This is a genomic window from Micromonospora sp. NPDC050495, assembly GCF_040655175.1.
Classification (GTDB): Bacteria; Actinomycetota; Actinomycetes; order Mycobacteriales; family Micromonosporaceae; genus Micromonospora.
Map to the genome: position 1 here is coordinate 1 of NZ_JBFAJK010000053.1, position 23,363 is coordinate 23,363.

Annotated in this window: 25 protein-coding genes and 1 pseudogene; 15 read left to right on the plus strand and 11 right to left on the minus strand. The window is 75.3% G+C overall.

All coding sequences use genetic code 11. From position 1 onward, the window contains the following. The 5 genes and pseudogenes from AB0I11_RS30050 to AB0I11_RS30070 all read left to right on the plus strand — a co-directional run. A pseudogene (locus AB0I11_RS30050) lies at positions 1 to 357 on the plus strand (phosphoheptose isomerase); the annotation flags it as partial. After that, positions 354 to 1,853, plus strand: coding sequence for a PfkB family carbohydrate kinase (locus AB0I11_RS30055; protein ID WP_357328167.1), 1,500 nt, complete (start codon positions 354 to 356; stop codon positions 1,851 to 1,853). The pseudogene AB0I11_RS30050 and the gene AB0I11_RS30055, both read left to right, overlap by 4 nt. Further along, entirely contained in the window at positions 1,850 to 2,554 is a 705-nt protein-coding gene (locus tag AB0I11_RS30060; protein ID WP_357328170.1) for an SDR family oxidoreductase, read from the plus strand. Before AB0I11_RS30055 ends, AB0I11_RS30060 begins: the two co-directional genes overlap by 4 nt. Next, entirely contained in the window at positions 2,551 to 3,519 is a 969-nt protein-coding gene (locus AB0I11_RS30065) for a glycosyltransferase family 9 protein (RefSeq protein ID WP_357328173.1), read from the plus strand. Before AB0I11_RS30060 ends, AB0I11_RS30065 begins: the two co-directional genes overlap by 4 nt. Further along, the gene (locus AB0I11_RS30070; protein WP_357328177.1) at positions 3,503 to 4,489 is read left to right on the plus strand and encodes a DNA topoisomerase IB; all 987 of its coding nucleotides are present in this window, start codon (positions 3,503 to 3,505) and stop codon (positions 4,487 to 4,489) included. The genes AB0I11_RS30065 and AB0I11_RS30070 overlap by 17 nt, the downstream gene beginning before the upstream one ends. A 263-nt stretch (positions 4,490 to 4,752) precedes the next feature. On the opposite strand, the gene AB0I11_RS30075 is transcribed toward AB0I11_RS30070, so the two are convergent. The 3 genes from AB0I11_RS30075 to AB0I11_RS30085 form a co-directional block, all read right to left on the minus strand. Next, the gene (locus tag AB0I11_RS30075) at positions 4,753 to 5,793 is read right to left on the minus strand and encodes a helix-turn-helix domain-containing protein (protein ID WP_357328180.1); all 1,041 of its coding nucleotides are present in this window, start codon (positions 5,791 to 5,793) and stop codon (positions 4,753 to 4,755) included. 145 nt (positions 5,794 to 5,938) lie between these two features. Further along, positions 5,939 to 6,442, minus strand: a complete 504-nt coding sequence (locus AB0I11_RS30080) for a hypothetical protein (RefSeq protein ID WP_357328183.1) — start codon at positions 6,440 to 6,442, stop codon at positions 5,939 to 5,941. A 64-nt stretch (positions 6,443 to 6,506) separates the two neighbouring features. Continuing rightward, a complete protein-coding gene (locus tag AB0I11_RS30085) occupies positions 6,507 to 8,138 on the minus strand; it encodes a RecQ family ATP-dependent DNA helicase (protein WP_357328186.1) in 1,632 nt (543 codons plus the stop codon). Positions 8,139 to 8,282: 144 nt separating this feature from the next. Between AB0I11_RS30085 and AB0I11_RS30090 the strand changes: the two genes are divergently transcribed. Beyond that, complete coding sequence (locus AB0I11_RS30090) at positions 8,283 to 9,122, plus strand: methyltransferase domain-containing protein (protein WP_357328189.1); 840 nt, start codon at positions 8,283 to 8,285, stop codon at positions 9,120 to 9,122. Between the two features lie 70 nt (positions 9,123 to 9,192). Continuing rightward, complete coding sequence (locus AB0I11_RS30095) at positions 9,193 to 9,828, plus strand: helix-turn-helix domain-containing protein (protein WP_357328192.1); 636 nt, start codon at positions 9,193 to 9,195, stop codon at positions 9,826 to 9,828. Positions 9,829 to 9,896: 68 nt separating this feature from the next. Here AB0I11_RS30095 and AB0I11_RS30100 read toward each other — a convergent pair whose 3' ends face one another. The 4 genes from AB0I11_RS30100 to AB0I11_RS30115 form a co-directional block, all read right to left on the minus strand. Continuing rightward, positions 9,897 to 11,648: a hypothetical protein gene (locus AB0I11_RS30100; RefSeq protein ID WP_357328266.1), complete on the minus strand. Its 1,752-nt coding sequence runs from the start codon at positions 11,646 to 11,648 to the stop codon at positions 9,897 to 9,899. Positions 11,649 to 11,738: 90 nt separating this feature from the next. Further along, positions 11,739 to 12,782, minus strand: coding sequence for a MoxR family ATPase (locus AB0I11_RS30105; RefSeq protein WP_357328269.1), 1,044 nt, complete (start codon positions 12,780 to 12,782; stop codon positions 11,739 to 11,741). Positions 12,783 to 12,930: 148 nt separating this feature from the next. Then, positions 12,931 to 13,881 carry a TIGR03557 family F420-dependent LLM class oxidoreductase gene (locus tag AB0I11_RS30110; RefSeq protein ID WP_357328195.1) on the minus strand — a complete coding sequence of 317 codons (951 nt, stop codon included), beginning with the start codon at positions 13,879 to 13,881 and terminating at the stop codon, positions 12,931 to 12,933. Positions 13,882 to 13,961: 80 nt separating this feature from the next. Further along, positions 13,962 to 14,084 carry a hypothetical protein gene (locus AB0I11_RS30115; RefSeq protein WP_357328198.1) on the minus strand — a complete coding sequence of 41 codons (123 nt, stop codon included), beginning with the start codon at positions 14,082 to 14,084 and terminating at the stop codon, positions 13,962 to 13,964. A gap of 136 nt (positions 14,085 to 14,220) precedes the next feature. Between AB0I11_RS30115 and AB0I11_RS30120 the strand changes: the two genes are divergently transcribed. Further along, a complete protein-coding gene (locus AB0I11_RS30120; RefSeq protein WP_357328201.1) occupies positions 14,221 to 15,720 on the plus strand; it encodes a glycoside hydrolase family 3 N-terminal domain-containing protein in 1,500 nt (499 codons plus the stop codon). Positions 15,721 to 15,754: 34 nt separating this feature from the next. Here AB0I11_RS30120 and AB0I11_RS30125 read toward each other — a convergent pair whose 3' ends face one another. Continuing rightward, a complete protein-coding gene (locus AB0I11_RS30125) occupies positions 15,755 to 16,042 on the minus strand; it encodes a GNAT family N-acetyltransferase (RefSeq protein WP_357328206.1) in 288 nt (95 codons plus the stop codon). Further along, a complete protein-coding gene (locus AB0I11_RS30130) occupies positions 16,039 to 17,265 on the minus strand; it encodes a cysteine desulfurase-like protein (protein WP_357328209.1) in 1,227 nt (408 codons plus the stop codon). Before AB0I11_RS30130 ends, AB0I11_RS30125 begins: the two co-directional genes overlap by 4 nt. 131 nt (positions 17,266 to 17,396) lie before the next feature. Between AB0I11_RS30130 and AB0I11_RS30135 the strand changes: the two genes are divergently transcribed. The 7 genes from AB0I11_RS30135 to AB0I11_RS30165 all read left to right on the plus strand — a co-directional run bounded on the left by AB0I11_RS30135 (position 17,397) and on the right by AB0I11_RS30165 (position 21,840). Further along, on the plus strand, positions 17,397 to 17,762 hold the full coding sequence (locus AB0I11_RS30135; RefSeq protein WP_357328212.1) for a hypothetical protein: 366 nt from the start codon (positions 17,397 to 17,399) through the stop codon (positions 17,760 to 17,762). Positions 17,763 to 17,820: 58 nt separating this feature from the next. Beyond that, entirely contained in the window at positions 17,821 to 18,642 is an 822-nt protein-coding gene (locus tag AB0I11_RS30140; RefSeq protein ID WP_357328215.1) for a DUF1206 domain-containing protein, read from the plus strand. Between the two features lie 78 nt (positions 18,643 to 18,720). Further along, a complete protein-coding gene (locus AB0I11_RS30145) occupies positions 18,721 to 19,917 on the plus strand; it encodes a mechanosensitive ion channel family protein (protein ID WP_357328218.1) in 1,197 nt (398 codons plus the stop codon). Positions 19,918 to 20,307: 390 nt separating this feature from the next. Next, positions 20,308 to 20,742 carry a phage holin family protein gene (locus AB0I11_RS30150; protein ID WP_046566004.1) on the plus strand — a complete coding sequence of 145 codons (435 nt, stop codon included), beginning with the start codon at positions 20,308 to 20,310 and terminating at the stop codon, positions 20,740 to 20,742. Next, the gene (locus AB0I11_RS30155) at positions 20,739 to 21,080 is read left to right on the plus strand and encodes a DUF3618 domain-containing protein (RefSeq protein ID WP_357328222.1); all 342 of its coding nucleotides are present in this window, start codon (positions 20,739 to 20,741) and stop codon (positions 21,078 to 21,080) included. Before AB0I11_RS30150 ends, AB0I11_RS30155 begins: the two co-directional genes overlap by 4 nt. After that, positions 21,077 to 21,349, plus strand: coding sequence for a DUF4235 domain-containing protein (locus AB0I11_RS30160; RefSeq protein ID WP_357328225.1), 273 nt, complete (start codon positions 21,077 to 21,079; stop codon positions 21,347 to 21,349). Before AB0I11_RS30155 ends, AB0I11_RS30160 begins: the two co-directional genes overlap by 4 nt. 287 nt (positions 21,350 to 21,636) lie before the next feature. Continuing rightward, complete coding sequence (locus AB0I11_RS30165) at positions 21,637 to 21,840, plus strand: cold-shock protein (RefSeq protein ID WP_091424054.1); 204 nt, start codon at positions 21,637 to 21,639, stop codon at positions 21,838 to 21,840. A 137-nt stretch (positions 21,841 to 21,977) separates the two neighbouring features. Here AB0I11_RS30165 and AB0I11_RS30170 read toward each other — a convergent pair whose 3' ends face one another. Further along, the gene (locus tag AB0I11_RS30170) at positions 21,978 to 22,175 is read right to left on the minus strand and encodes a hypothetical protein (RefSeq protein WP_357328228.1); all 198 of its coding nucleotides are present in this window, start codon (positions 22,173 to 22,175) and stop codon (positions 21,978 to 21,980) included. 115 nt (positions 22,176 to 22,290) lie between these two features. Further along, positions 22,291 to 23,274: an aldo/keto reductase gene (locus AB0I11_RS30175; protein WP_357328232.1), complete on the minus strand. Its 984-nt coding sequence runs from the start codon at positions 23,272 to 23,274 to the stop codon at positions 22,291 to 22,293. Positions 23,275 to 23,363 lie beyond the last annotated feature (89 nt).

Sequence of the window (23,363 nt, forward strand, 5' to 3'; positions counted from 1 at the left end):
CAGGTACGCGCCCACGGCCGACCCGCCGACATCCTGCTGCTGATGTCCACCAGCGGCACCAGCGCCAACCTGCTCACCGCCGCCCACGCCGGCCGGGAAACCGGCCTGCGCTGCTGGGCCTTCACCGGGCCGGGCCCCAACCCCCTCGCCGAGGCCTGCGAGGAGACCCTGGCCATCGACTCGCCCGACAGCCAGGTGGTGCAGGAGCTGCACCTGGTCGCCACCCACGTGCTCTGCGAGTACGTCGACCGGGCGCTGCCCGCGGCGCTGGCCGCCCGCCCGGCGGCCACCCCGGTGCGGACCGGGGTCGAGGTGGTGCTCGGGGACGCCCCCGACCGGGAGGTACGGGCCGGATGAGGAGGTCGAGCGTGACGGGACCCGTGGTGGTGCTCGGTGACACCCTGCTGGACCGGGACGTCGAGGGGGTGGTGAACCGGCTCTGCCCGGACTCCCCGGTGCCGGTGCTGGACGAGACCACGTACGTCGACCGGCCCGGCGGCGCGGGACTGGCCGCGCTCTTCGCCGCCGCCGACGGCGCGGAGGTGGCGCTGGTCACCGCGCTCGCCGACGACGCCGGCGGGGCCCGGATCAGCGCCCTGCTCGCCGCGGCCGGGGTGCAGCTGTACGCGCTGCCGCTGGCCGGCGCCACCCCGGAGAAGATCCGGCTGCACGCCCGGGGCCGGGTGCTGCTGCGGCACGACCGGGGCGGGCCGCCCGGCGAGCCGGGCGAACCGAGCGAGGCGGTGCTGCGCCTGCTCGCCGACGCCTCGGCGGTGCTGGTCAGCGACTACGGCCGGGGGGTGGCCCGGCAGCCGGCGCTGCGGGCCGCGCTGGCCGCCACCCGCGCGCCGGTGGTCTGGGACCCGCACCCGCGCGGCCCGGCGGCGGTGCCCGGCGTGCACCTGGTCACCCCGAACGAGTCCGAGGCCCGCGAGCTGGCCAAGGCCGCGCCGGGCGCGTCCCGCCTGGTCACCGCGTCCCGGGGGGCGCAGGCGCTGCGGCGGCGGTGGCGGGCCGGCGCGGTCGCAGTGACCCTCGGCGGGGACGGCGCGCTGCTCTGCCACGCCGGCTCCACCCCGCTGGTGGTGCCCGCCGCGCCGGCCGAGGGGGACACCTGCGGCGCGGGCGACCGGTTCGCCACCGCCGCGACCCTGGCGCTGGCCCGGGGCGCGCTGGTCTCCGAGGCCGTGCAGGCGGCGGTCGCCGAGGCGTCGGCGTACGTCGCCGGCGGGGGAGTGGCCACCGCCCTGCCGGCGCCGGTGCGGACCGCCGCCCCGCTGGTGGTCAGCGGCGGGGACCGGATCGGCGCGGCCGCGGCCGGCGCGGTGATCGCCCAGGTCCGCGCGGCCGGTGGCACGGTCGTCGCCACCGGCGGCTGCTTCGACCTGCTGCACGCCGGGCACGTGGCGACCCTCCAGGCGGCCCGGCAACTCGGCGACTGCCTGGTGGTCTGCCTGAACTCCGACGCCAGCGTGGCCGGCCTGAAGGGGCCGGAACGCCCGGTCGTGCCGCAGGGCGACCGCAGCCGGTTGCTCGCCGCGCTGAGCTGCGTGGACGCCGTGATGATCTTCGACGAGTCGACCCCGCACGCGGCGCTGTCCTGGCTGCGTCCGGACATCTGGGTCAAGGGCGGCGACTACGCCTCCGGCGGCGGCGAGCAGACCCTGCCCGAGGCGGAGATCCTGGCCCGCTGGGGCGGGCAGTCGGTGGTCGTGCCGTACCTGGACGGCCGCTCCACCACCGACATGATCGCCGCGGCCCGCGCCGGCCGGGGCTGGAGCACGGCACAGATTCCCGGCGACGGGGCACGCCGGACGGCGGTCACCCGGTCCGCGGCGGAGGGAGCACGATGAGCAGCAGTCCGTCCCCCGGGGCCGGCCCCAGCGTCCTGGTCACCGGCGGGTCGAGCGGGCTGGGCGCCGCGGTGGTGACCGCGGTGGCCCGGGCCGGCGGCCGTCCCCTCGTGCTCGACCGGCGGGCCCCGGCCGACGGGGTGCCGTGGGTCGAGTGCGACCTGGCCGACACCCGGGCCGCCGAGGCGGCCACCCGCGCGCTGGCGGAACGCTCCGGCGGCCTGGACGCGGTGGTCACCGCCGCCGGCATGGACGTGCCCGGCAAGCTGGCCGACGTTCCGGCCGAGACCTGGGAGCGGATCGTCACGGTGGACCTGCTCGCCACGGCGGCGGTGATCCGGGCGGCGCTGCCGTTCCTGGAGGAGTCCCGGGGCACCATCGTCACCGTCGCCTCCACCCTCGGCGTCAAGGCGGTCAGCGACGCCACCGCCTACTGCGCGGCGAAGTTCGGGGTGGTCGGCTTCACCCGGGCGCTCGCCGCCGAGCTGGCCGGCGCGGTCGGGGTCACCCTGCTGATCCCCGGCGGCATGCGTACCGCGTTCTTCGACGAGCGGGACGCGCAGTACCGGCCCGGGCCGGACGCCGTGCTCAACGAGCCCGCCGACACCGCCGCCGCCGTCATGTTCGCCCTCTCCCAGCCGCCCGGCTGCGCGGTGCGGGAGCTGGTGGTATGCGCCGCGCAGGAGTCGTCGTACCCGTGATCCTGGTGCTCCGGGCGCTCGGGGTCGGTGACCTCGCCACGGCGGTGCCGGCGCTGCGGGGCCTGCGGGCCGGCCTGCCCGGCCGGGAGCTGGTGCTGGCCGCGCCGGCCTGGCTGGCCCCGCTGGCCGAGCTGACCGGCGCGGTCGACCGGGTGCTGCCCACCGCCGGCCCGCAGCGCCTGGCGTGGGCGGGGCCGCCGCCGGAGGTGGCGGTCAACCTGCACGGCCGGGGCCCGCAGTCGCACCGGGCGCTGGCCGCCACCCGGCCGCGCCGGCTGCTCGCCTACCGCAACGTCGCGGCCGGACACCCCGGCGGACCGGCCTGGGACGGCGACGAGCACGAGGTCCGGCGCTGGTGCCGGCTGCTGCACGCCCACGGCCTGCCGGCCGACCCGGCGGACCTGGCGCTGCGCCGCCCGGCCGGACCCGGGCAGCCGGCCGGCGCCACCCTGCTGCACCCCGGCAGCAAGATCCCGGCCAAGCGCTGGCCGGCGGAGCGCTTCGCCGCGCTGGCCGGCGAGCTGGCCGGGCGGGGACACCGGGTGGTGCTCACCGGTTCCGCCGAGGAACGGGAACTGGCCGAGCGGGTGGCCCGGGACGCCGGGCTCGCCGCCGATGCGGTGCTCGCCGGCCGCACCGGCCTGGCCGAGCTGGCCGCGCTGGTCGCCGACGCCCGCCTGGTGGTCAGCGGCGACACCGGCATCGCCCACCTGGCCACCGGCTACGGCACCGCCTCGGTGGTGCTCTTCGGCCCGGTGCCGCCGGGGCACTGGGGCCCGCCGCCGGACCGGGTCCGGCACCGGGTGCTCGGGGTCGCGCACCACCCCGGGACCGACCGGGATTGGGCCGCGGCCGGTGGGGTAGGAACCCACCCGACATTGGCGGCCATCGGCGTCGGCGAGGTGCTGGCCGCCGTGGACGAGGCGGAACAGGCGGTGCGGGTCTCCGGTGCGACTGCGGCGTAGCGATCCGGGCCGGCCGGGCTACGGACGCCGGCGGCGCGGCAAGGGGTGGCTCTTCGTCGACCCGAAGGGCGAGCCTGTGCGCGACCCCGACCAGCTGGCCCGGCTGCGTGACCTGGTCATCCCGCCGGCCTGGCAGGACGTGTGGATCTCGCCCTACCCCAACGGTCACATCCAGGCGACCGGGACCGACGCGGCCGGCCGCAAGCAGTACCTCTACCACCCGGCGTGGCGGCAGAAGCGGGACGAGGCCAAGTTCGACCACGTGCTGGAGGTGGCCCACCGGCTGCCGGCGCTGCGCGACCAGGTCGAGCACGACCTGACCCTGCGCGGGCTGCGCCGGGAGCGGGTCCTGGCCACCGTCACCCGGCTGCTGGACATGGGCGCGTTCCGGGTCGGCAGCGACCAGTACGCCACCGGCGAGGACCCCACCTTCGGCGTGGCCACCCTGCGCCCCGAGCACGCCCGCTCCCGGCGCGGCTGCGTGGTCTTCGAGTTCCCCGCCAAGGGCGGCATCGATCAGGTACGCCGGATCGAGGACCCGCAGCTGTGCCAGGTGCTGACCAACCTGCGCCGCCGGCGGCGGACCCAGGAGCGCCTCTTCGGCTACTGGGACGGCCAGGCCTGGCGGGACGTGCGCAGCGACGAGGTGAACGACTACCTGCGCGTCGCCAGCGGCGGGGAGATGACGGCCAAGGACTTCCGGACCTGGCACGCCACCGTGCTGGCCGCCACCGAACTGGCCACGGCCGGCGCCCAGCGCTCGGCGACCGCGCGCAAGCGGGCGGTCGCGGCGGTCATGCGGTCGGTCGCGGAACTGCTCGGCAACACCCCCACGGTGGCCCGGACGTCCTACGTGGATCCCCGGGTGGTGGACCTCTACCACGACGGCGTGCTGGCCCCGGTGGGCCCGGAGATGCCCCGCGAGGCGGTGGAGAAGGCCGTCCTGGTGCTGCTGGAGGAGGAGACCTGACCGGCCCCGTCGGGTGTCCTGGGGGGAAGTTGCGACGGGGCCGGAGTCGGTGGCGGCGTCGCATCCGGTCGGTCGGCCACCGCACCTGGGTGGCGGCGTGCCGGGCCGGATGACGGCCGATCGGTCCTGGGGCCGCGCCGCAGCGCTCCGGGCCGGGTGACGGCCGGACGGCACCGGGCGGCCGCCCGCGACGGTCCGTCGCGGGCGCCTCGCCGCGGCCCCCCGTTACCAGTGGGCCGCCCGGTCGCCCGACCGGCCCGGGATCAGTATGTCGGCCGGGAGTTGACCGCGAACGCCGCAGCGTTGACGTTGCGTGCCGGGTCGACGTGGCGGGCCCGGTACGCCTGCGGGGACTCCTGGTGGGCCGACCGGAACACCCGGCTGAAGTGGGCCTTGTCGCGGAAGCCCCAGCGGGCGGCGATGGTCTGGATCGGCAGGTCGCGCAGCGCCGGCTCGGCGAGGTCCCGCCGGCACCGCGCCAGCCGCTGGTCCCGGATGTACGCGGCCACCGTGGTCTGCTCGTCCTCGAAGAGCCGGTGCAGCGAACGGATCGAGATGTGGTGCGCGTCGGCGATGAGCTGCGGGCCGAGCCCGGGCTCGCCGAGATGCCGGCGGATGTGCGCCTGGATCTGGGCGAGCAGGGCCCGCCGGCGCACGTCGGCCGGGATCGCGTCCTCGGTGACCAGGTGCCGGCCGAGCATCGTGGCGACCAGGTCCAGCCCGACGCCGGCCAGCCGCTCGGCGTCCGCCGCGTGGTACTGCTCCGGATGGCCGGTGAGCCGGGCCAGGTAGTCGGCGAGCAGGGCGCCGATGCCCTCGCTGCCGGACATCCGGCCGGCGAACAGCGGGGCCAGCCGGGCGTACGGCAGCGGCAGCGCCTCGTACGGGATGAAGGCGACCACCGAGCTGGCGTCGTCGCGGCCCTGGTCGCCGTGGTGGCGTACCTCGTGCGGGCGGGAGCAGTCGTAGAAGGTGAACTCGCCGGGCCCCAGGGTGCTCTGCCGGCCCTCCTGACCGGCGGCGCTGCCGCCGGTCAGGGTGAGCGCGAGCAGGTAGTAGTCGGGGTCGGAGCGCTGGATGAGCCGGTGGGTGCGGACGCAGTCCAGCGACGGGTAGCGGTAGCGGGCGATGAGCAGCGGCCCCAGCTCGAGGAACTCCGCCCGGGCGACGAAGTCGCCGGCGTGGTCGCTGCGCACCCGCAGCGGGGTGGGCGAGTCCGAGACCATGTCCAGCCAGAGGCCGAAGCGGTCCGGCGCGGGCACCTGCTCGGTGTCGAGGATGTGCGGCTGCAACCTGGCGTCCATCAACGGCCCTCCCCCCGGGTCGGCCGGCAGCACACGTGGCGGGCACCCCGGGCGGTCCGTGCGGTGACCTCCCGGGGCGTCCGGCATCCGTCTTCGACGGCCATCATCCCGCCGGCGCCGCGGGCGGCGGCGCCGGGGTGGCCGGTCAGTCGTTGAGCACCTGGGCGAGGCGGTCCCGGAAGCGCCGCTCCGAGTCGCTCACCACGTCGCCGCCGATGCCCAGGATGCCGCCGCTGGACGCGGCGCCGACCACCTGCTCGGCGATCTCCACCAGCCAGTGCCGGTACGCCCCGGCCTGCCCCTCGTCCACCTTGGCGGCCAGCAGGGTGGTCGCCTGGCCGGCCCGGGCCAGCACGTCGTCGATCATCGCCCGCGGGTCGGCCGGCTCGATGGCCGGCAACTCGGCGCCCGCCTCCGGGTCGCCCACCCGGACGACGATCTCACCGGCGACCGCCGCCACCAGTGGGCTGGCCGACTCCCGCCCCGCCGAGATGGTGTCCAGCCCGGCGGCGTTCTCGGCCATGGTGCGCTTGGTGCCGTCGGACTCGGCCGCGCTCGCGGCGGTGAGGACCGCCTGCGGCAGACCGACCAGCAGCCCCCACTCCTCGTCGGAGAAACCGAACCCGGTGTACGCCGGCTGCTCGATCACGATCAGGCCCCTTTCGCCGTGGTCGTCGTCGTTCGACGGGCACCACCGCGGTGCCCGGGTCAGGCTAGTCCAGGGTCAGCAGGCCCTGTTCGGACACCACGCGCACGGACAGCGTCTTGTAGCCCACCTCGTCGAAGAGCACCGTCATCCGGTCCTCCTCGTAGCTGAGCACCAGGCCGGCGCCCCACTCCGGGTGGCGCACCTGGCTGTGTACCGGGAACGGCCCGACCGCCCGGTCGTCGGCGACGCTGGTGCCGGCGTGGCAGTTGTCGCAGTGCCCGCAGACCTCGTGCATCTGCTCGCCGAAGTACGCCAGCAGCGCCTGCCCCCGGCAGCCGGTGGTCTCGGCGAAGGCGCGCATCATGTCGGTCCGGGACCGGGTGACGGCCTGCTGCCGTTCGGCCTCGGCGAGCGCCGCGCGGGCCGACTCGGCGGCCGTCGGGGCGTACCGGGGGGCGCCGAGACGCTGCCGGGGCCGGGGCTCCGCGGCGCCGACCTGCTCCAGCAGGGAGAGGTACTGGCCGAGCTTGCGCGGGCCGAGCCCGGTCAGCTCGCGCAGTTCCTTCTTGCCGCGCGGCTCCTTGCGCAGCAGCGCGGCGAGGTCCCGCAGCTCCTTGAGGTCGGGCAGGCCGCCGCTGAAGTAGCGCTGCAGGCCGATGTCCTCGGCGCGCCAGAGCAGCAGCACCCGGGCCGGCTCGCCGTCCCGGCCGGCCCGGCCGATCTCCTGGAAGTAGCTGTCCGGCGAGTCGGGCAGCGCCATGTGCACCACCCAGGCGATGTTCGGCTTGTCGATGCCCATGCCGAAGGCGGAGGTGGCCACCATGATCGGCACCTGGTCGGCGAGGAACGCCTCGTGCAGTTCGTGGCGGGCCGCGGTGGGCATGCCGCCGTGGTAGTACTGCGCCGGGTGGCCGGCGTCGGTGAGCCGCTGCGCCAGTTCCTCGGCGGCCCGCCGGGTCGGCACGTAGCTGATGCCCGGGCGCTTGTCGTCGCGGAGCAGGGTGAGCAGCCGCCGCCACCGGTAGTCCTCGGTCGGGCAGTGCGCCACCTCGAGGAAGAGGTTCGGCCGGTCCAGCCCGGAGACCACCACCTCCGGGTCGCGCAGCCGCAGCCGGGCGATGATGTCGTCGCGGACCGGCGGGGAGGCGGTGGCGGTCAACGCGACCACCGGCGGCCGGCCGATGCCCTCGATCAGGTGCCCGAGCGCCAGGTAGTCCGGGCGGAAGTCGTGCCCCCAGGCCGAGATGCAGTGCGCCTCGTCGATCGCCACCAGCGCGGGCCGCAGGCCACGGACCTCGGCCAGCCGGTCCGGGTTGCTCAGCGCCTCCGGGGTGATGAAGAGGAACTCGGCTCGGCCCTGGCGGATCTCGTCGATCGCGGCGGCCTGCTGGGCCGCGGTCTCGTCCGAGCTGATCCGGACCGCCCGCAGCTCGGGTCGCTGCCGCTCGTTGAGCGCCGCGATCTGGTCCTGCTGGAGGGCGAGCAGCGGGGAGACGACCACGGTGGGGCCGGGGATCAGGCTGGCCGGGATCTGGTAGATCGCCGACTTGCCGGCGCCGGTGGGCAGGACCACCAGGGCGTCGCGTCGTTTCATCACCGCGCGCATGGCGGCCAGTTGGTTGGGTCGCAGCGCGGTCCAGCCGAAGAGGCTGCGGGCGGCGCGACGCAACGTCGTCGAGTGCCTGGACAGTTTCATCAAGGGCCGCTGGTACCCCCGGCGATCAGCGGTGAAACCGCCGCGGTCCACCGCTGGGGAAGCGCCGGGCGGGATTGACGTCAGCGCCGGCCGCCATCATTATGAACATACGTTCATGAACGTGTGTTCATACGGAGGCGGGGCATGGGAATCACCCTGAACGAACACCAGGAACAGGCCTGGAACGGCTACGAGGGACGGCACTGGGCCACCCACCAGGCCCGCTACGACGCCATCAACAGCGGCTTCAACGAGCCCCTGCTGGCCGGCGTCCGCCCCGGCGACCGGGTGCTCGACCTCGGCTGCGGCACCGGCCAGCTCACCCGGCTCGCCGCCCGGCGCGCCGGGGCCGGTCGGGCGGTCGGCGTCGACCTGTCCGCCCCGATGCTGGACCGGGCCCGCACCTGCGCGACCGACGAGGGCGTGCGCAACGTCGAGTTCGTCCGCGCCGACGCCCAGGTCCACCCCTTCCCGCCCGCCGGGTTCGACGTGGCGCTGAGCCGGTTCGGGGTGATGTTCTTCGCCGACCCGGTCGCCGCGTTCGCCAACGTGCGCGGGGCGTTGCGCCCCGGTGGCCGGCTCGCCTTCGTCTGCCTCGACGACGCCCGCCGGGGCGACCTCGGCGCGGTCTTCGCGCCGCTGGCCGCGCACCTGCCGCCGGCCGGCACCGACGGCACCGCCACCGGCGAGCCGCTCTCCCTCGCCGACCCGGCCGTGATCCGCGCCGTGCTCGGCGAGGCCGGCTTCACCGACGTCAGCTGCGCGCCCCGGCAGGAGCCCGGGATCTGGGGACGCGACGCCGCCGACGCCGGCCGTTTCCTGGCCGGTTGGGGGCCGGTGCGGCACCGGCTCGCCCCGCTCGACCCGGCGGTCGGCGACCGGGTCCGCACCGCGCTGGCCGAGGCGATGCGGCCGTACCAGGGACCGGACGGGGTCCGGCTGCGCACCGCGGCCTGGCTGGTCACCGCGCGGCGACCGGGCTGAGCCCGACGAGCGGCAGCCGGGCCCGGCTCGCACGGGGGAGCTGGGCCCGGCAACGCCTAGGATCCCGGTGATGGCACCCAGAAGAGCGGCCGCGCTACGCGGCGGCGAGCAGAGCCTGCGGGAGCACCTGATCGCCGCCGCCGAGCGGCTGGTGGCCCGCCGGGGCACCGTGGGACTGACGGTCCGCGACATCGCCCGCGAGGCGGGAGTGGCCGACGGGGTGCTCTACAACCACTTCGCCGACAAGGAGGAGCTGCTCGCGCACGCCGTGCACGCGTACGCGCGGACGGTCGAGGCGGCGCAGCGCGGGACGGCACCCAGACCGGGGGACGGGACCGTCGAGGCGAACCTGCGGGCGTACCTGGACCGGGGGCTGGCGCTGCACGCGGCGATCCTGCCCGCCCTCGCCGGGCTGGCCACCCAGCCGAAGCTGCTGGCCCGGCTGGGCGCGCTGGCCGGCCCGCCCGGCGGGCCCGACCTGCGGACGGAACTCGCCGGGTACGTCCGGGCGGAGCAGCGGCTCGGCCGGGTGGCCCCGCACGCCTCCCCGGAGGCGGTCGCCACCCTGCTCGTCGGGGTCTGCCACGACCTGGTGCTGGGCCGGCTGCTCGACCCGTCCGACCCCCCGCCGCCGCCCGCCCCGGCCCTGGTCGACGCCCTGGTCGGCACGCTCCTGCACGGGGTGCTGCCACCCGGGGCGGGCTGACCCGGCCGGTCAACCCAGTCGGGGCAGCACCTCCCGCCGGCACCGGTGCCGGCGTCCCGCCAAACGGGTCAGGTCATCCGGAACACCGGGCCGCGCGGGTTGAAGGGCAGCCGGCCCGCGCGCGGCACCAGGAACGCGTGGTCACGTCGGATCCGCAGCACGTCGCACTCGCCGTCGGTGATCACCAGGAGGGGGCCGTCCGCCGGGAAGTCCTCGGCGGCCTCAAGCAGCCGCACCCCGGGTTGCAGCACCGTGCCGCCACGGCCGCGGACCCGAACCCGGCCGGCGATCTCCTCCACCGGGAGGTAGCCGGCGTCGTACGCCACGGTGTCGCAGAAGACCACCCGGGCGGCGGGCACGTCCCGGGCGGTCGCGTACCCGGCCACCGCGCCGAGCGCGCGCCCCATCAGCCGGGCGCCCATCGAACCCGAGGTGTCCAGCAGCACGCCGAAGGTCGGCCTGCGCTCGGTCACCTCGGGACGGTGCCAGCCGGGGCGCGGGATGCCCGGGGTGGCCGCCTGCCGGCGCGACGGCCGGGCGTACGAGCGCAGCCGCTCCCGGGCCGGGAAGCGCTCGTCGAACCAGCGGGCCAGTTGCACGTCCCATGGCGGCGGCGGCTCGTCGAGCACCCGGATCTCGGCGACCAGGCCGGCCGGGAGCAGCCCTCGCCCGGACGACTGGTGGTACGCCAGCCCGCTGGTCAGCGCCCGGCGGTAATACTCGTCCAGGTCCACCCCGCGCCCCGACTCGCGCGGCCCGGGGACGCCGTGCCCGAGAATGTCGCCGCGGCCGGGGCCGCGCAGCGTGGACAGCTTGCGGTACCGGCGCAGGTCGGTGGCGAGCCGGTCGTAGACCGCCTCGCCGGACAGGCCGCGCAGCTGCGGGTCGTACAGCAGCCCGTCGGGTGGCTCGCCGACCGCCATCTCCACCAGCCAGCCGTTGACGACGTAGTCGGTGGCCACGTTCCACAGGTACGGGTCCCGGTGCCCGACCCGGTCGCCGTGCCGCAGCGCCGCGTGCAGCATCTCGTGCGCCAGCACGAAGCGGCACTGCGCCTCCGGCAGCATCCGCAGCGGGTTGACGTAGATCTCCCCGGCGTGTGCGTCCACGGCGGCGACCGCGATGTCCCAGGACCGGGCCAGCTCGACGTCGGCGACGATCCGGAAGCCCGCGGCGAGGGCTCCGAGCAGCGGGTACGACGAGACGAACCACCGCCGCGCCCGTTCCCAGCCGGTGTCCCGGTCCACTCCACCCGGCCCGGGCTTCGGGGCGCCCGCCGCCGCCACGGCCGCGCTGGCGGCCGCCGCCAGCCCTACCGCGAACCGCTCCGGCCAGGTTCGCCAGCGGGTGCCGGCGGGATTCGCGACGGCCCACCGCTGCGCCGGGGTGACGTGGTGGACCTGATCCCCGCCGTGCCCGCCGACCCCGCAGTCGAGGTATTCCGGCGGCACGCCGCGGTGGCGCCAGTCGGCGGCCAGCCGCTCCTCGGCCGTGCCGGGCAACGGGGTGGGCGGCATCCGGGGCGGCCGGCCCAGCTTGGCGTCGAGCTGGAACCGGGCGACCGCCACGCAGGCCGCGACGGTGGCGGCCTGGTCGGCCCGGCCGGCCCGGTCCGGGTCCAGGTGGCCGAAGCCCAGGTGCAGCAGGCAGTGGGCGACCACCCACCACCACTCGTCGGGGTCGGCGCGCCGCCGCCGGTCGACCACGATCTCCCCGTCGCCCGCGACCCGGGCCCAGCCCTGCCCGTTCGCCAGCGCCTCGTCCTCGGTCCAGCGGAACCGGGCGCGGGGGTGGCCGTCGGCGAGCAGCGGCCGGAACATCGGGTGGTCGTACGCCCGCTTCTCGGCCTGGGCGAACGCCTCCTCGTTCGGGTCCGTCCGGCGGCCGGCGCGGCGTCGGGTGGCCACCGGTCAGGCCCGGGCCGCGACCAGGCGGGGCAGGTCCCGGGTCACCTCGACCAGGAACCAGGCCGGCAGCACCGGCATCCCGTCGTCGTCGGTGGCGACGACGAGCTGGGCGCACTCCAGGCTGATCTCGGCCAGTTCGACCAGCAGCCCTTTGGCCCGGACGGCGAAGTCGCGCACCGCGGGCGAGGCGTGCTCGCGCGAGGCGGGCAGCTCCCTGACCAGCCGGGCCCGGAACGCCTCGGCGAAGAAGTAGAGCAGGTCGCGGTCCTGGACGGCCCGCGGCCAGCCGGCATCGCCGCGCACGATGGCATCCAGGCCGTAGCGGTGCCGCACGGTCTTGACGTAGGCGGTGAAGTCCGCCGCGTGCCGCCCGGTGAGCGTCCCGCCGGCCAGCAGCCGCACCGTCGCCTCGTCGACCTCTGGGCCGAACGAGTGCAGCGCGTCGGAGAGCATGTGCCAGCTGCGCGGAGTGGAGAACGGCTCCTCGGTCTTGGGCGGGGCGACCCAGAGCTGGTCGGGGCGCTCGGTCAGGTAGTCCAGCACCCACGGGTGCACCCCGGCGCCGGTCGCCCAGGCCAGCCAGTCGGTGGCCGAGGCGCGCAGGTGGACGTGCACCAGCCGGTTGACCAGCGCCGACGCCATCGGCCGGGCGAGCGCGTTGTCGGTGGCCCGGTTGCCGGCGCCGATCACGATCGAGCCCGCCGGCAGCTCGTACGAGCCGATCCGGCGGTCCAGGATGAGCGAGTAGAACGCCTTCTGCACCTCGGCACTGGAGGAGTTGAGCTCGTCGAGGAAGAGGCAGTACGGCTCGTCCCGGGCGATCGACTCGGGCGGGGCGAACCGGCTGCGCCCGTCGCGCAGCTCCGGCACCCCGATCAGGTCCTCGGCGGCGAGCTGGGTGCCGACCAGCGTCACGCAGGGCAGCCCGAGCGAGTCGGCGAAGGCGCGCACCAGCGAGCTCTTGCCGATGCCGGGTGCTCCCCAGACGAAGACAGGCCGGACCACCGCCACGTGCAGCAGCAGCGTGGGCAGTTCGGCCGGGGTCACCGTGAGGGCGGAGTGCACGTCGACCATGATCGGGACTGGGGCGTCCGGCGCGCACCCGATTATCGCGGGCGCGGCTTGCGCCGGATCGTCGTCCGGGCAGCCGAGCGCCGACGGAACCGGCCGCCCGGCCTGGCCGAGGCCCGGCCGGTCACCGCAGCCGGGGCAGCACCTCACGCTGGTAGAGGTCGAACAGGCCCTGCCAGTGCGGGCCGGTGTTGGCCACGTAGATCTCGTCGAAGCCGGCCTTGGCGTACTTGTCGATCATCTCCAGGTGCGCGTCGACGTTGTTGCCGCAGACGAAGGACTCCTTCATCATCTCCGGCCGGACCAGTTGGGCGGCCTGCTCGAAGTGCCGCGGCGAGGGGAGCACCTGGGACAGCTCACCCGGCACGCCGGAGTTGGGCCAGCGCTCGTACGCGATCCGCACGCCCTCGTCCTCGCTGTCGGCGTACGCCGCCTTGAAGCCGGCCTGGCAGGGCTTGTCGCCCCCGCCGTTGTCCCGGAACCGGCGCACCATGTCGGCGTCGGGCATGGTGCTGACGTAGCCGTCGGCGATCCGGGCGGCCAGGTCGATCGACTTCGCGCCGAAGCCGGAGACGTAGATCGGCGGGGGCGTGTCGGGCAGCGTGTAGATCCGGGCGTGCTCGACCGTGTAGTGCTCGCCGTGGTGGTTGACGAACTCACCGGTCCACAGCTTCCGGATCACCTCGATCGATTCCTCCAGCATCGCCAGCCGGACGTCGGCCTGCGGCCACGGGTCGCCGAGGATGTGCTCGTTCAACGCCTCGCCGGTGCCCACCCCGAGCACGAACCGGCCGTCGTGCAGCACCGCGCTGGTCGCCGCGGCCTGGGCGATCACCGCCGGGTGGATCCGGACGGTGGGGCAGGTGACCGCGGTGGTCACCGGTAGCCGGCAGACCTGGCTGAGCGCGCCGATGGTGGACCAGACGAACGGGCTCTGGCCCTGGGCGTCGACCCACGGGTGGTAGTGGTCGGAGATCCACAGTGCCTGGAAGCCGGCCTGCTCGGCGCCGCGCGCCTGGGCCAGCAGTTCCGCCGGGGTGTACTCCTCGCTGGACAGAAAGTATCCGATCTTCATGCTTCCCCCTCGCCGCGTCCGGTGCCGGGTGCGTGTCCGGACGAGGGGAGCGGTACCCGGGGAGGTGGCGACCCGAACGCTCAGCGGCGGAACATCGCCCGGATGGCGATCAGCAGGAACAGCCCGCCCACGATCAGGCCGAGCAGGCGTACGCCGGGGATGTCCGCGGCCGTGGTGGCGTCGGCGAGCAGCGCGGAAGGCATGGTCGCACTCTCCCACGGGCGGTAGCGGTGCGCCAGGAGCTAACAGTAAGGATTGTTGACTATTTAGGGAGCCAGGTGTGACCATGTCAGCACCGCCGGGGCGGCGGACCGTGGGGAGACGGGGGTACGACAGCGCATGAGCGAGCGGATCGCGGGATCGACCGGGGACCTGGCGGCGCTCGCCGCGACCGTCCTGCAACCCGGCTTCGTCGGCACCACCCCGCCACCGTGGGTGTGCCGGTGGCTCGGCGAGGGGCTCGGCTCGGTCGTCCTGTTCGCCCGCAACATCGTCGACCACGACCAGGTGGCCGCCCTCACCGCGACCCTGCGCGCCGAGCGTCCCGACGTGATCGTGGCGATCGACGAGGAGGCCGGCGACGTCACCCGGATCGAGTCGGCCCGGGGCAGCACCCGGCCCGGCAACTTCGCCCTCGGCGCGGTCGACGACGAGGCGCTGACCGAGGAGGTGGCCCGGGACCTCGGCGCCGAACTGGCCGCGGTGGGCGTCACCCTCAACTACGCGCCGGACGCCGACGTCAACTCCAACCCGGCCAACCCGGTGATCGGGGTGCGCTCCTTCGGCGCGGACGCGGCCCTGGTGGCCCGGCACACCGCGGCCTGGATCCGGGGGCTCCAGTCCGGCGGGGTCGCCGCCTGCGCCAAGCACTTCCCCGGCCACGGGGACACCCGGGTCGACTCCCACCACGACCTGCCCCGGATCGGCGCCGACCGGGCCCGGTTGGACGCCGTCGAGCTGGCCCCGTTCCGGGCCGCGGTGGCCGCCGGGGCGCAGGCCGTGATGACCGGGCACCTGCTGGTGCCCGCCCTCGACCCGGAGCTGCCGGCCACCCTCAGCCCGCGCATCCTCGGCGGGCTGCTCCGCGACGAGTTGGGCTTCCAGGGCGTGGTGGTGACCGACGCCGTGGAGATGCGCGCCGTCGCCGACCGGTACGGCTTCACCGGCGGCGCGGTGCGCGCGCTCGCCGCCGGGGCCGACGCGATCTGCGTGGGCGGCGAACGGGCCACCGAGGCCGACGCGGTCGAGCTGCGCGACGCCATCGTCGCCGCCGTGCTGGCCGGGGAGCTGCCCGAGGAGCGGCTGGCCGAGGCGGCCAAGCGGGTCGGCCAGCTCGCCGCCTGGACCGTCGCGGCCCGGGCCGACCGGCCGGCCGCGCCGCGCCGCGACGGACCGCCGATCGGGCTGGCCGCCGCCCGCCGGGCGCTGCGGGTTACCGGCGGCCGGGCCGGGTTGCCGCCACTGGCCGGCCCGGCGCACGTGGTGGAGTTCGCCCCGCCGCACAACATCGCCATCGGCGCGGAGACGCCGTGGGGGATCGCCGGGCCGCTGACCGAACTCGTCCCCGGCACCACCACCGTCCGGTACGCCGAGGGCGAGGTCCCGGCCGACCCGGCGGTCGGATCGGCCGGCCGCCCCCTGGTGCTGGTCGTGCGGGACCTGCACCGGCACGACTGGATGCGCGCGGCGGTGAACCGCGCCCTGGCCGCCCGCCCGGACGCCGTGGTGGTCGAGCTGGGCGTGCCCGCCCTGGTCGCCGGCGCGGTGCACCTGGCCACCCACGGCGCCACCCGGGCCACCGCGTACGCCGTCGCCGAGCTGCTGGCCGGCGCTCGCTGAACCGCCTGCGCCCGGCCGACACGAGCGGCCGGGATCAGGCGTCCGGGACCACCAGGTCGGCGTACTCGGGGTGCCGCTCGATGAACGCGGCCATGAACGAGCACCGGGACACCACCCGGCCGCCCCGCTCGCGGATCTGGTCCAGGGTGCCGCGGATCAGCGCCGCGCCCACACCCATGTGCTGGAACCGGTCGTCCACCTCGGTGCGGGTGAAGACCAGCACCTCACCGCGGGGCTGGTAGGCGGCGAACCCGGCCAACGCGTCGTCGACCAGGATCTCGAAGCGGCGGGCGGCGGGGTTCTCCTCGACCAGGAAGCTCACCGGGCCATTCTCTCCCCACCACCGGCCAGCCGGTCCAGTTCGGCCAGCAACCGGTCCACCTCGTCGACCGTGTTGTAGTGGTAGACGCTGGCCCGGACGGCGCCACCGCCGGCGCGCAGCCCCATCGCCTCGAAGTACTCGTAGGCGTAGTAGTCGCCGGAGGAGAGGCAGAAGCCGGCCGCGCCCAGCGCCGCCGCGGTCTCCGCCGGGGCCGCTCCGGCGACCCGGAACGAGACGGTGGGGCAGCGCCGGGCCGGGGAGCCGTACACCGTGACGGCCGGGTGCTCGGCCAGCCCGGCGAGCAGCCGCGCGAAGACGACCTCCTCGTGCGCCTGGGCCGCGGCCAGCCCGGCCCGGACCCGCTCCCGCCGGCTGCCGGTGGCGTCCGGGTCGAGGGTGGCCAGGTGGTCCACGGCGGCGGCCACCCCGGCCAGCAGCGGGAAGCTCGGCGTGCCGTACTCGAAGCGGTCCGGCACCGCGTCGGAGGAGGGCAGCAGCTTGGCCGGGCGCAGCGCCGCCCACCGGGCCGGGTCGGCGGCCATCGCCGCCAGGTGCGGGCCCGACCACTTGTAGGCGCTGGTGACCAGGAAGTCCGCGCCGAGCGAGGCCAGGTCGGTGGGGCCGTGCGGCACGGCGTGGACGCCGTCCACGCAGACCAGGGCGCCGGCGGCGTGCGCCGTCTTGGCGATCGCCGGCACGTCGGGCACGGTGCCGGTGGCGTTGCTGCCGGCGGTCACCGCGACCAGCCGGGTCCGCGCGGTGACCAGTTCCTCGTACTGCCCGGCGGGCAGCTCACCGGTCGCCGGGTCGAACTCGGCCCAGCGCACGGTGGCCCCGGCCGCCTCCGCCGCCTGCACCCACGGCCGGACGTTCGCGTCGTGATCCAGCCGGGAGACCACCACCTCGTCGCCCGGCCGCCAGCCCGCGCCGAGCGTGCGGGCCAGGGTGTACGTCAGCGCGGTGGCGCTCGGCCCGAGCACCACGCCGGCGGGCTGCGCGCCGAGCAGATCGGCCACCGCCGAGCGGGCGGCGGCGACCAGCTCCAGCGACCGCCGGCCGGGCTCGAAGGCGGTGCTGCGGTTGCCGACGGCGGCGCCCATCGCGGTCGCCACCGCGTCGATCACCGGTCGCGCGGTCTGGGTGCCGCCGGCACCGTCGAAATGGACGAAACCCTCGCCCAGGGCGGGGTAGGCGGCCCGTACCCGGGCGACGTCGAAGACCATCCCGGCACCCTAGCGGGCCGGGAAGCGCCCTGCTCAACGCGTCCGGCCCGCGGCGGGCGCCCCGTCCGGCCGCCGCCACCGGGCGGCGCGCGCCCGGCCTGTGGTGGTTTCGGCCCCGTACCCTTGTCCGGGTGACGAACCGACGCGTTTCCCCCTCGCCGACCCCCGTCCGTCGCATCGCCGGCCTGCTGGCCGGGCTGACCCTGGGCGCCGCGCTGCTCGCCGGGTGCAGCGCGGAGGGCGCCTCCACCGACTGCGGCCTGGACGCCTGCACCGTCACCTTCGACCGGGGCGTGGAGGCCAGCGCCTCCATCTTCGGGGTGGAGGCGAAGCTGGTCGGCGCGCAGGGCGACCAGGTGACCGTCGAGGTCGCCGGCGAGCAACTCACGCTCACCTCCGGCCAGCAGGCCACCGAGGTCGGCGGTTTCCAGGTCAGCCTGGACAGCGTCACCGACCAGCAGGTGGTGATCCGGGTGGCGCACAACGCGACCAGCTGACCGGTCCCGTCGAGGCGGCCGACGTTTGGAAATCTTCGCTTTCGGTGATTGTGCCGCCATGTCACTCACCCGGAACGCCGAAGCCACCGCCGCCCGGACGGCGAACAGCAGGTGGCTGGAACTGTTGACCCGGGCCGGCTTCATCGGCTACGGGATCGTGCACCTCCTCTTCGCCTGGCTCGCGGTGCAGATCGCGTTCGGCAAGTCCGGCGAGGAGGGCAACCAGAACGGCGCGCTGCGCACCCTCGGTGCCCAGCCGCTCGGGAAGTTCCTCCTGGTCGCCATCGCGGTCGGCCTCTTCGCGATGGCCATCTGGCAGGCGTTCGAGGCGGTCATCGGTCACCGCTTCCGGCGCGGCCGGGAGAAGCTGTTCGAACGGATCGCCTCCGTCGTCCGGGTGGTCGTCTTCGTCTGGCTGGGCTGGACCGCGATCAAGGTGGTCCAGGACGCCAGCAGCAACGCCGCGGACCAGCAGCAGCAGTTCACCGAGAAGCTGATGGCCTCCGACGGCGGCCGGTGGCTGGTCGGGCTCGCCGGCCTGGTGCTCGCCGCGGTCGGCATCGGCATGGTCATCTACGGCCTGAAGAAGAAGTTCGAGCGCAACCTGAAGACCGGCGAGATGAGCCCGAAGACGCACCGGCTGACCCGCCGGCTCGGCATGGCCGGGTACGCCGCCCGGGGCGCCGTCTTCGCCATCGCCGGCGTGCTGATCGTGGTCGCCGCCGTCAACTACGACCCGGAGAAGGCGCGCGGCCTGGACGCCGCCCTGCGTACCCTGCGCGACCAGTCGTACGGGCCGGTGCTGCTGACGCTGATGGCGCTCGGTGTCGCCGCGTTCGGCGTCTACTGCTTCCTCCAGTCCCGCTATCGCCGGGTCTGATCCTGGTCGATACCGGGCGGGGCCGGGCACCATTGGGCCTTTGCCCGGTTCCCGGCCGGTGAGAGGGAGAGAGATCTCGTGCAGAGTTACCTCGTCACGACCGCCGCCGCGCTGAGCGCGGCGGCGGTCGCGTTGGTGCTGGTCGAGGTGGTACACCGGCTGGCCCGACGGCTCGGCCGACGCGCGCTGCTGATGACCGAGCTGGCCGAGCACTCGCACCGCGCGTTCCAGGTGGCCGCCACCGTGCTCGCCGTGCAGCTCGCGGTCCGGTTCAGCACCGGCTACGCGGTGGGCAGCCCGTGGCGCAAGCTCGTGCTGCACGCCCTGGTGCTCGCCATGATCGCCACGGCCGCCTGGCTGGTCGCCTCGCTGCTGGTGGTGGCGGAGGACACCGCGCTGGCCCGGTTCCGGGTGGACGTGCCGAACAACCGGCACGCCCGGCGGGTACGGACCCAGGTGGTGCTGCTGCGCCGGCTGACCATCGCGGTGATCGTGGTGCTCACCGTCGGCGTGATGCTGATGACCTTCCCCGCCGTCCGGGGCATCGGCGCCGGCGTGCTCACCAGCGCCGGTGTGGTCGGTGTGGTCGCCGCGCTCGCCGCGCAGAGCCTGCTGGGCAACGTCTTCGCCGGACTCCAGCTCGCCTTCAGCGACGCGGTACGCCTCGACGACGTGGTCGTGGTGGAGGGAGAGTGGGGTCGGATCGAGGAGCTGACCCTCAGCTACGTGGTGGTGCAGATCTGGGACGACCGGCGGCTGATCCTGCCCACCTCCTACTTCACCAGCACCCCGTTCCAGAACTGGACGCGTACCGAGGCCGCGGTGCTCGGCACCGCCGAGTTCGACCTGGACTGGGCGATCCCGGTGCAGGCCATGCGGGAGGAGCTGCGGCGGCTCTGCGAGGGCACCGAGCTGTGGGACGGGCGGGTCTGCGTACTCCAGGTCACCGACGCCACCGGCGGCATGATCAAGGTGCGCGCGCTGGTCAGCGCCGCCGACGCGGGCAGCCTGTGGGACCTGCGCTGCCTGGTCCGCGAGCACCTGGTCGGCTGGGTCCGCGACCACCGGCCGAGCGCGCTGCCCCGGCTGCGCGCCGAGCTCGGCGAGACCGGCGGCACGCTGCCCTGGCAGGCCGGGCGGCCGGGCCACCCGGCCCGCCGGCCGCCGGACACCGAGGTCCCTGACGACGCCCGGGTCTTCGGCGGCAGCGACGACGGCGAGGCCCGCAGCGAGGTCTTCGTCGGCCGCGAGGAGCACGCCGACACCCGCCGCTGACCCGGCCCCGGCCGCTCCGGCTCCGGGGCGGTCCGCGCTCCGACGACCCGGGCTCGCGGCCTCCCGGTGGTCCCGGCCCAGGCCGCTCCGGCTTCGCCCATCGGCCCGGCCTCCGGGCGGCGCCGGGCTTCCCGGTCGCCGCCGGGTCCGTCGTGACCTGCGCGCCGGTCGGCCCGTTGCACCTGCGGGATGCCGTGTCGGCCGCGACATATCGGGCCGACCGGGTTTGTTCCGTCGGATCCGGGGGACCTGCTGCCCACGCCCCGGATCCGGTCGCCGCCCGGCGGCCGGCGTCCGGTGGCGCGCGGCCGGGCCGACCGGCCGTTCCGCGCAGGATTGACGGGCGGCGACTCCGGGCATACAGCGCGGTGATGACGAAAGGAGGACAGCATGGCTGACGTCGCGAGTCGCAGCGCGTCCCGGACCGGGAACGAGCCGTCCACCGCCGAACTGGTGCAGCGGGCCACCGAGCAGGTCTCCCGCCTCGTCCGGGACGAACTGGCGCTGGCCCGGGCGGAGCTGACCCAGAAAGGCAAGCACGCCGGGATCGGGATCGGTCTGTTCGGCGGCGGCGGGGTGATGGCCTTCTGGGGCGCCGGCGCCCTGATCGTCACCGTCATCCTGCTGCTGGACCTGGTGATGCCGGCCTGGCTGGCCGCCCTGATCGTGGCGGTGGCGCTCTTCCTGCTCGCCGGGATCCTGGCGCTCGTCGGCAAGAAGCAGGTCAGTCGTGCTGTCCCGCCGGTGCCGGAGGCGACGGTCCGTAGCGTCCGGGCGGACGTGGACACCGTCACCGCCGCGGTGAAGGACGGGAGGCGGGCATGACCGGCAACGGGACCGGGGACGTGGAGGCGCTCCGGCAGGAGATCCGCCGTACCCGGGTGGAACTGGGCGAGACGATGGAGCTGCTCGCGGCCAGGGCCGACGTCAAGGCCCTGGTGCGGCACTCCGCCGATCAGGCGAAGGCGCGGGTGCGGGAGCAGGCGGCGTTGACCGTGGCGCGGGTGCGCGGGCAGGCTGCGGAGAAGGCCCGGGTGGTCCGGGCGCAGGCGTACGAGAAGGGCGGCTCGGTCGGGCGTAGCCCGGTGCCGTGGGCGGCGGTCGCGGCCGGCGCCGTGGCCACCGCGGTGCTGCTGCTGATCGTCCGGGGGAGGCGCAGGTGAGCAAGGGCATGGGCAGGGTCGTCTACAAGCCGGTCGGGGTGCTGATGGGCCTGGCCGCCGGCACCGTCGCCGGGGTGATCTTCCGGCACGTCTGGAAGCTCACCGCCGGTGACGGCGAGGCGCCCAGCGCCACCGACGAGGACCGCCGCTGGGGCGAGATCCTCGCCGCCGCGGCGTTGCAGGGGGCGATCTTCGCGGTCGTCCGCGCCGCCGTGGACCGGGGCGGAGCGGTCGGCGTACGCCGGCTCACCGGCCGCTGGCCCGACTGATCCGAGCTGTCCGAAAGGCCCCTTCCACTGTGTTGGACAGGGGCCTTTCGCATGGTCCGGCCGGGCCGCCCAGTGGATCTGTCGCCGCCGTCAGGTCACATGTCGGAGAATTTCGTCGGTTAGGCTGTGCAGAGTTTTTGCGGACGTGGTTTGCTGTCTCACGCTGTTGAGAGACGCGTGGGTTGAGAGAAGTCTCCTTCACCGGGGGCCGCCTCAGGCGCCGCTGCTCGAAAACGGCCAATCGGCCGCACGGCGTGCTCGGCCGCCAGTTTTAGAAGGAGATACACATGGCGCAGGGAACCGTGAAGTGGTTCAACGCTGACAAGGGCTTCGGCTTCATCACTGTCGACGGCGGGGGTGCTGACGTGTTCGTCCACTTCTCGGCCATCCAGTCCAGCGGCTACCGCACGCTGGAGGAGAACCAGCGGGTGGAGTTCGAGATCGCCCAGGGTCAGAAGGGTCCGCAGGCCGAGCAGGTCCGCCCCATCTGAGCTACGCCGCCCGGCGCGTCCGCCGGCGGCGAAAGCCCCGCGTCCCGTTCCGGGAGGCGGGGCTTTCCATATGCGACGGACCCGTGGCTCAGCCGCGCGCGGCTCATCCGGGCGATCGGCTCAGCCGCGCGATCGGCTCAGCCGCGCGGGCGGCGGGCCCGCATGCCGAACCAGAGCGCGACGAGTCCGATCAGGACGATCACCGGGCCGACGGCCGCGGCGGGCCGCTGGTCGGTCAGCACGCTGTCGCCCGCGTAGCCCAGCCCCTGCACGGTCCAGAGCGCGCCGAGCACCACGGCCAGCAGCCCCACGGTGAGCCGGAACCAGCCCCTCATCGTTCCCCCTCCGACGACGCAAGTCCGGCTTCAGCATGCCGGCTGCCCCCGGTCACCGGCGGCGCCGCGCCGGACCGCCGGGTGGCGCCGGTCGCCGGCGGGCCGGGTGGCCGGGTCACCACCGGTCGTGCACCTGCGGACGGATCAGCTCGTCGTAGGTGGCGCGGACGGCGGTCAGCTCCACCTCGGTCAGCGGCGGCAGGTCGGCGGCGGCCGCGTTGCGCCGGGCCTGCTCGGCGTTGCGGGCGCCGGGGATGACCACGGTGACGCCCGGCTGGTCGAGGATCCACCGGAGCGCGAACTGCGCCATCGTGCGGTCCGCGCCGACCAGCGGGGCGAGCCGGCGCACGGCGGCCAGGCCCAGGTCGTAGTCGACCCCGGAGAAGGTCTCCCCGACGTCGAACGACTCGCCGTGCCGGTTGAAGGTCCGGTGGTCGTCGGCCGGGAAGGTGGTGTGCTCGTCGTACCGGCCGGAGAGCAGGCCGCTGGCGAGCGGCACCCGGGCGATGATGCCGACCCCGGCCGCCGCGGCGGCGGGCAGCACCCGCTCCAGGGGCTTGAGCCGGACCGCGTTGAGGATGATCTGCACGCTGGCTACCCCCGGCCGGGCGATCGCGGTGAGCGCCTGGTCGCAGGTCTCCACGCTGACCCCGTACCCGGCGACGCGTTCCTCGGCGACCAGGGTGTCCAGGGCGTCGAAGACCCGGTCGTCGGCGAAGACGGCGCTGGGCGGGCAGTGCAGCTGCACCAGGTCGAGCGTGTCCATCCCGAGGTTGGCCCGGGACCGGTCGGTCCAGGCCCGGAAGTTGTCCAGCGTGTACGCCTCGGGCGTCTGCGGCACCCGCCGGCCCATCTTGGTGGCCACGGTCAGCCCGTGCCCCGGGTGCTCGCGCAGGAACCGGCCGATCAGCTGCTCGCTGCGGCCGTCGCCGTACACGTCGGCGGTGTCCAGGAAGGTGACCCCGGCGGCCACGGCGGCGGCCAGCACGTCCAGGGCCTCGTCCGCGCTGACCTCACCCCAGTCGGCGCCGAGTTGCCAGGCGCCGAGTCCGACGATGCCGACGTGCCGGCCGAGCCGGTCGAAGCTGCGCTGTTCCATCTCACCGAGCCTAGTGACCGGCTCACCGAGCCTAGTGACCGGCCTTGCCGGGGCGCGCGTCGGGCCGTACCGTCTAGCAGGACGTACGT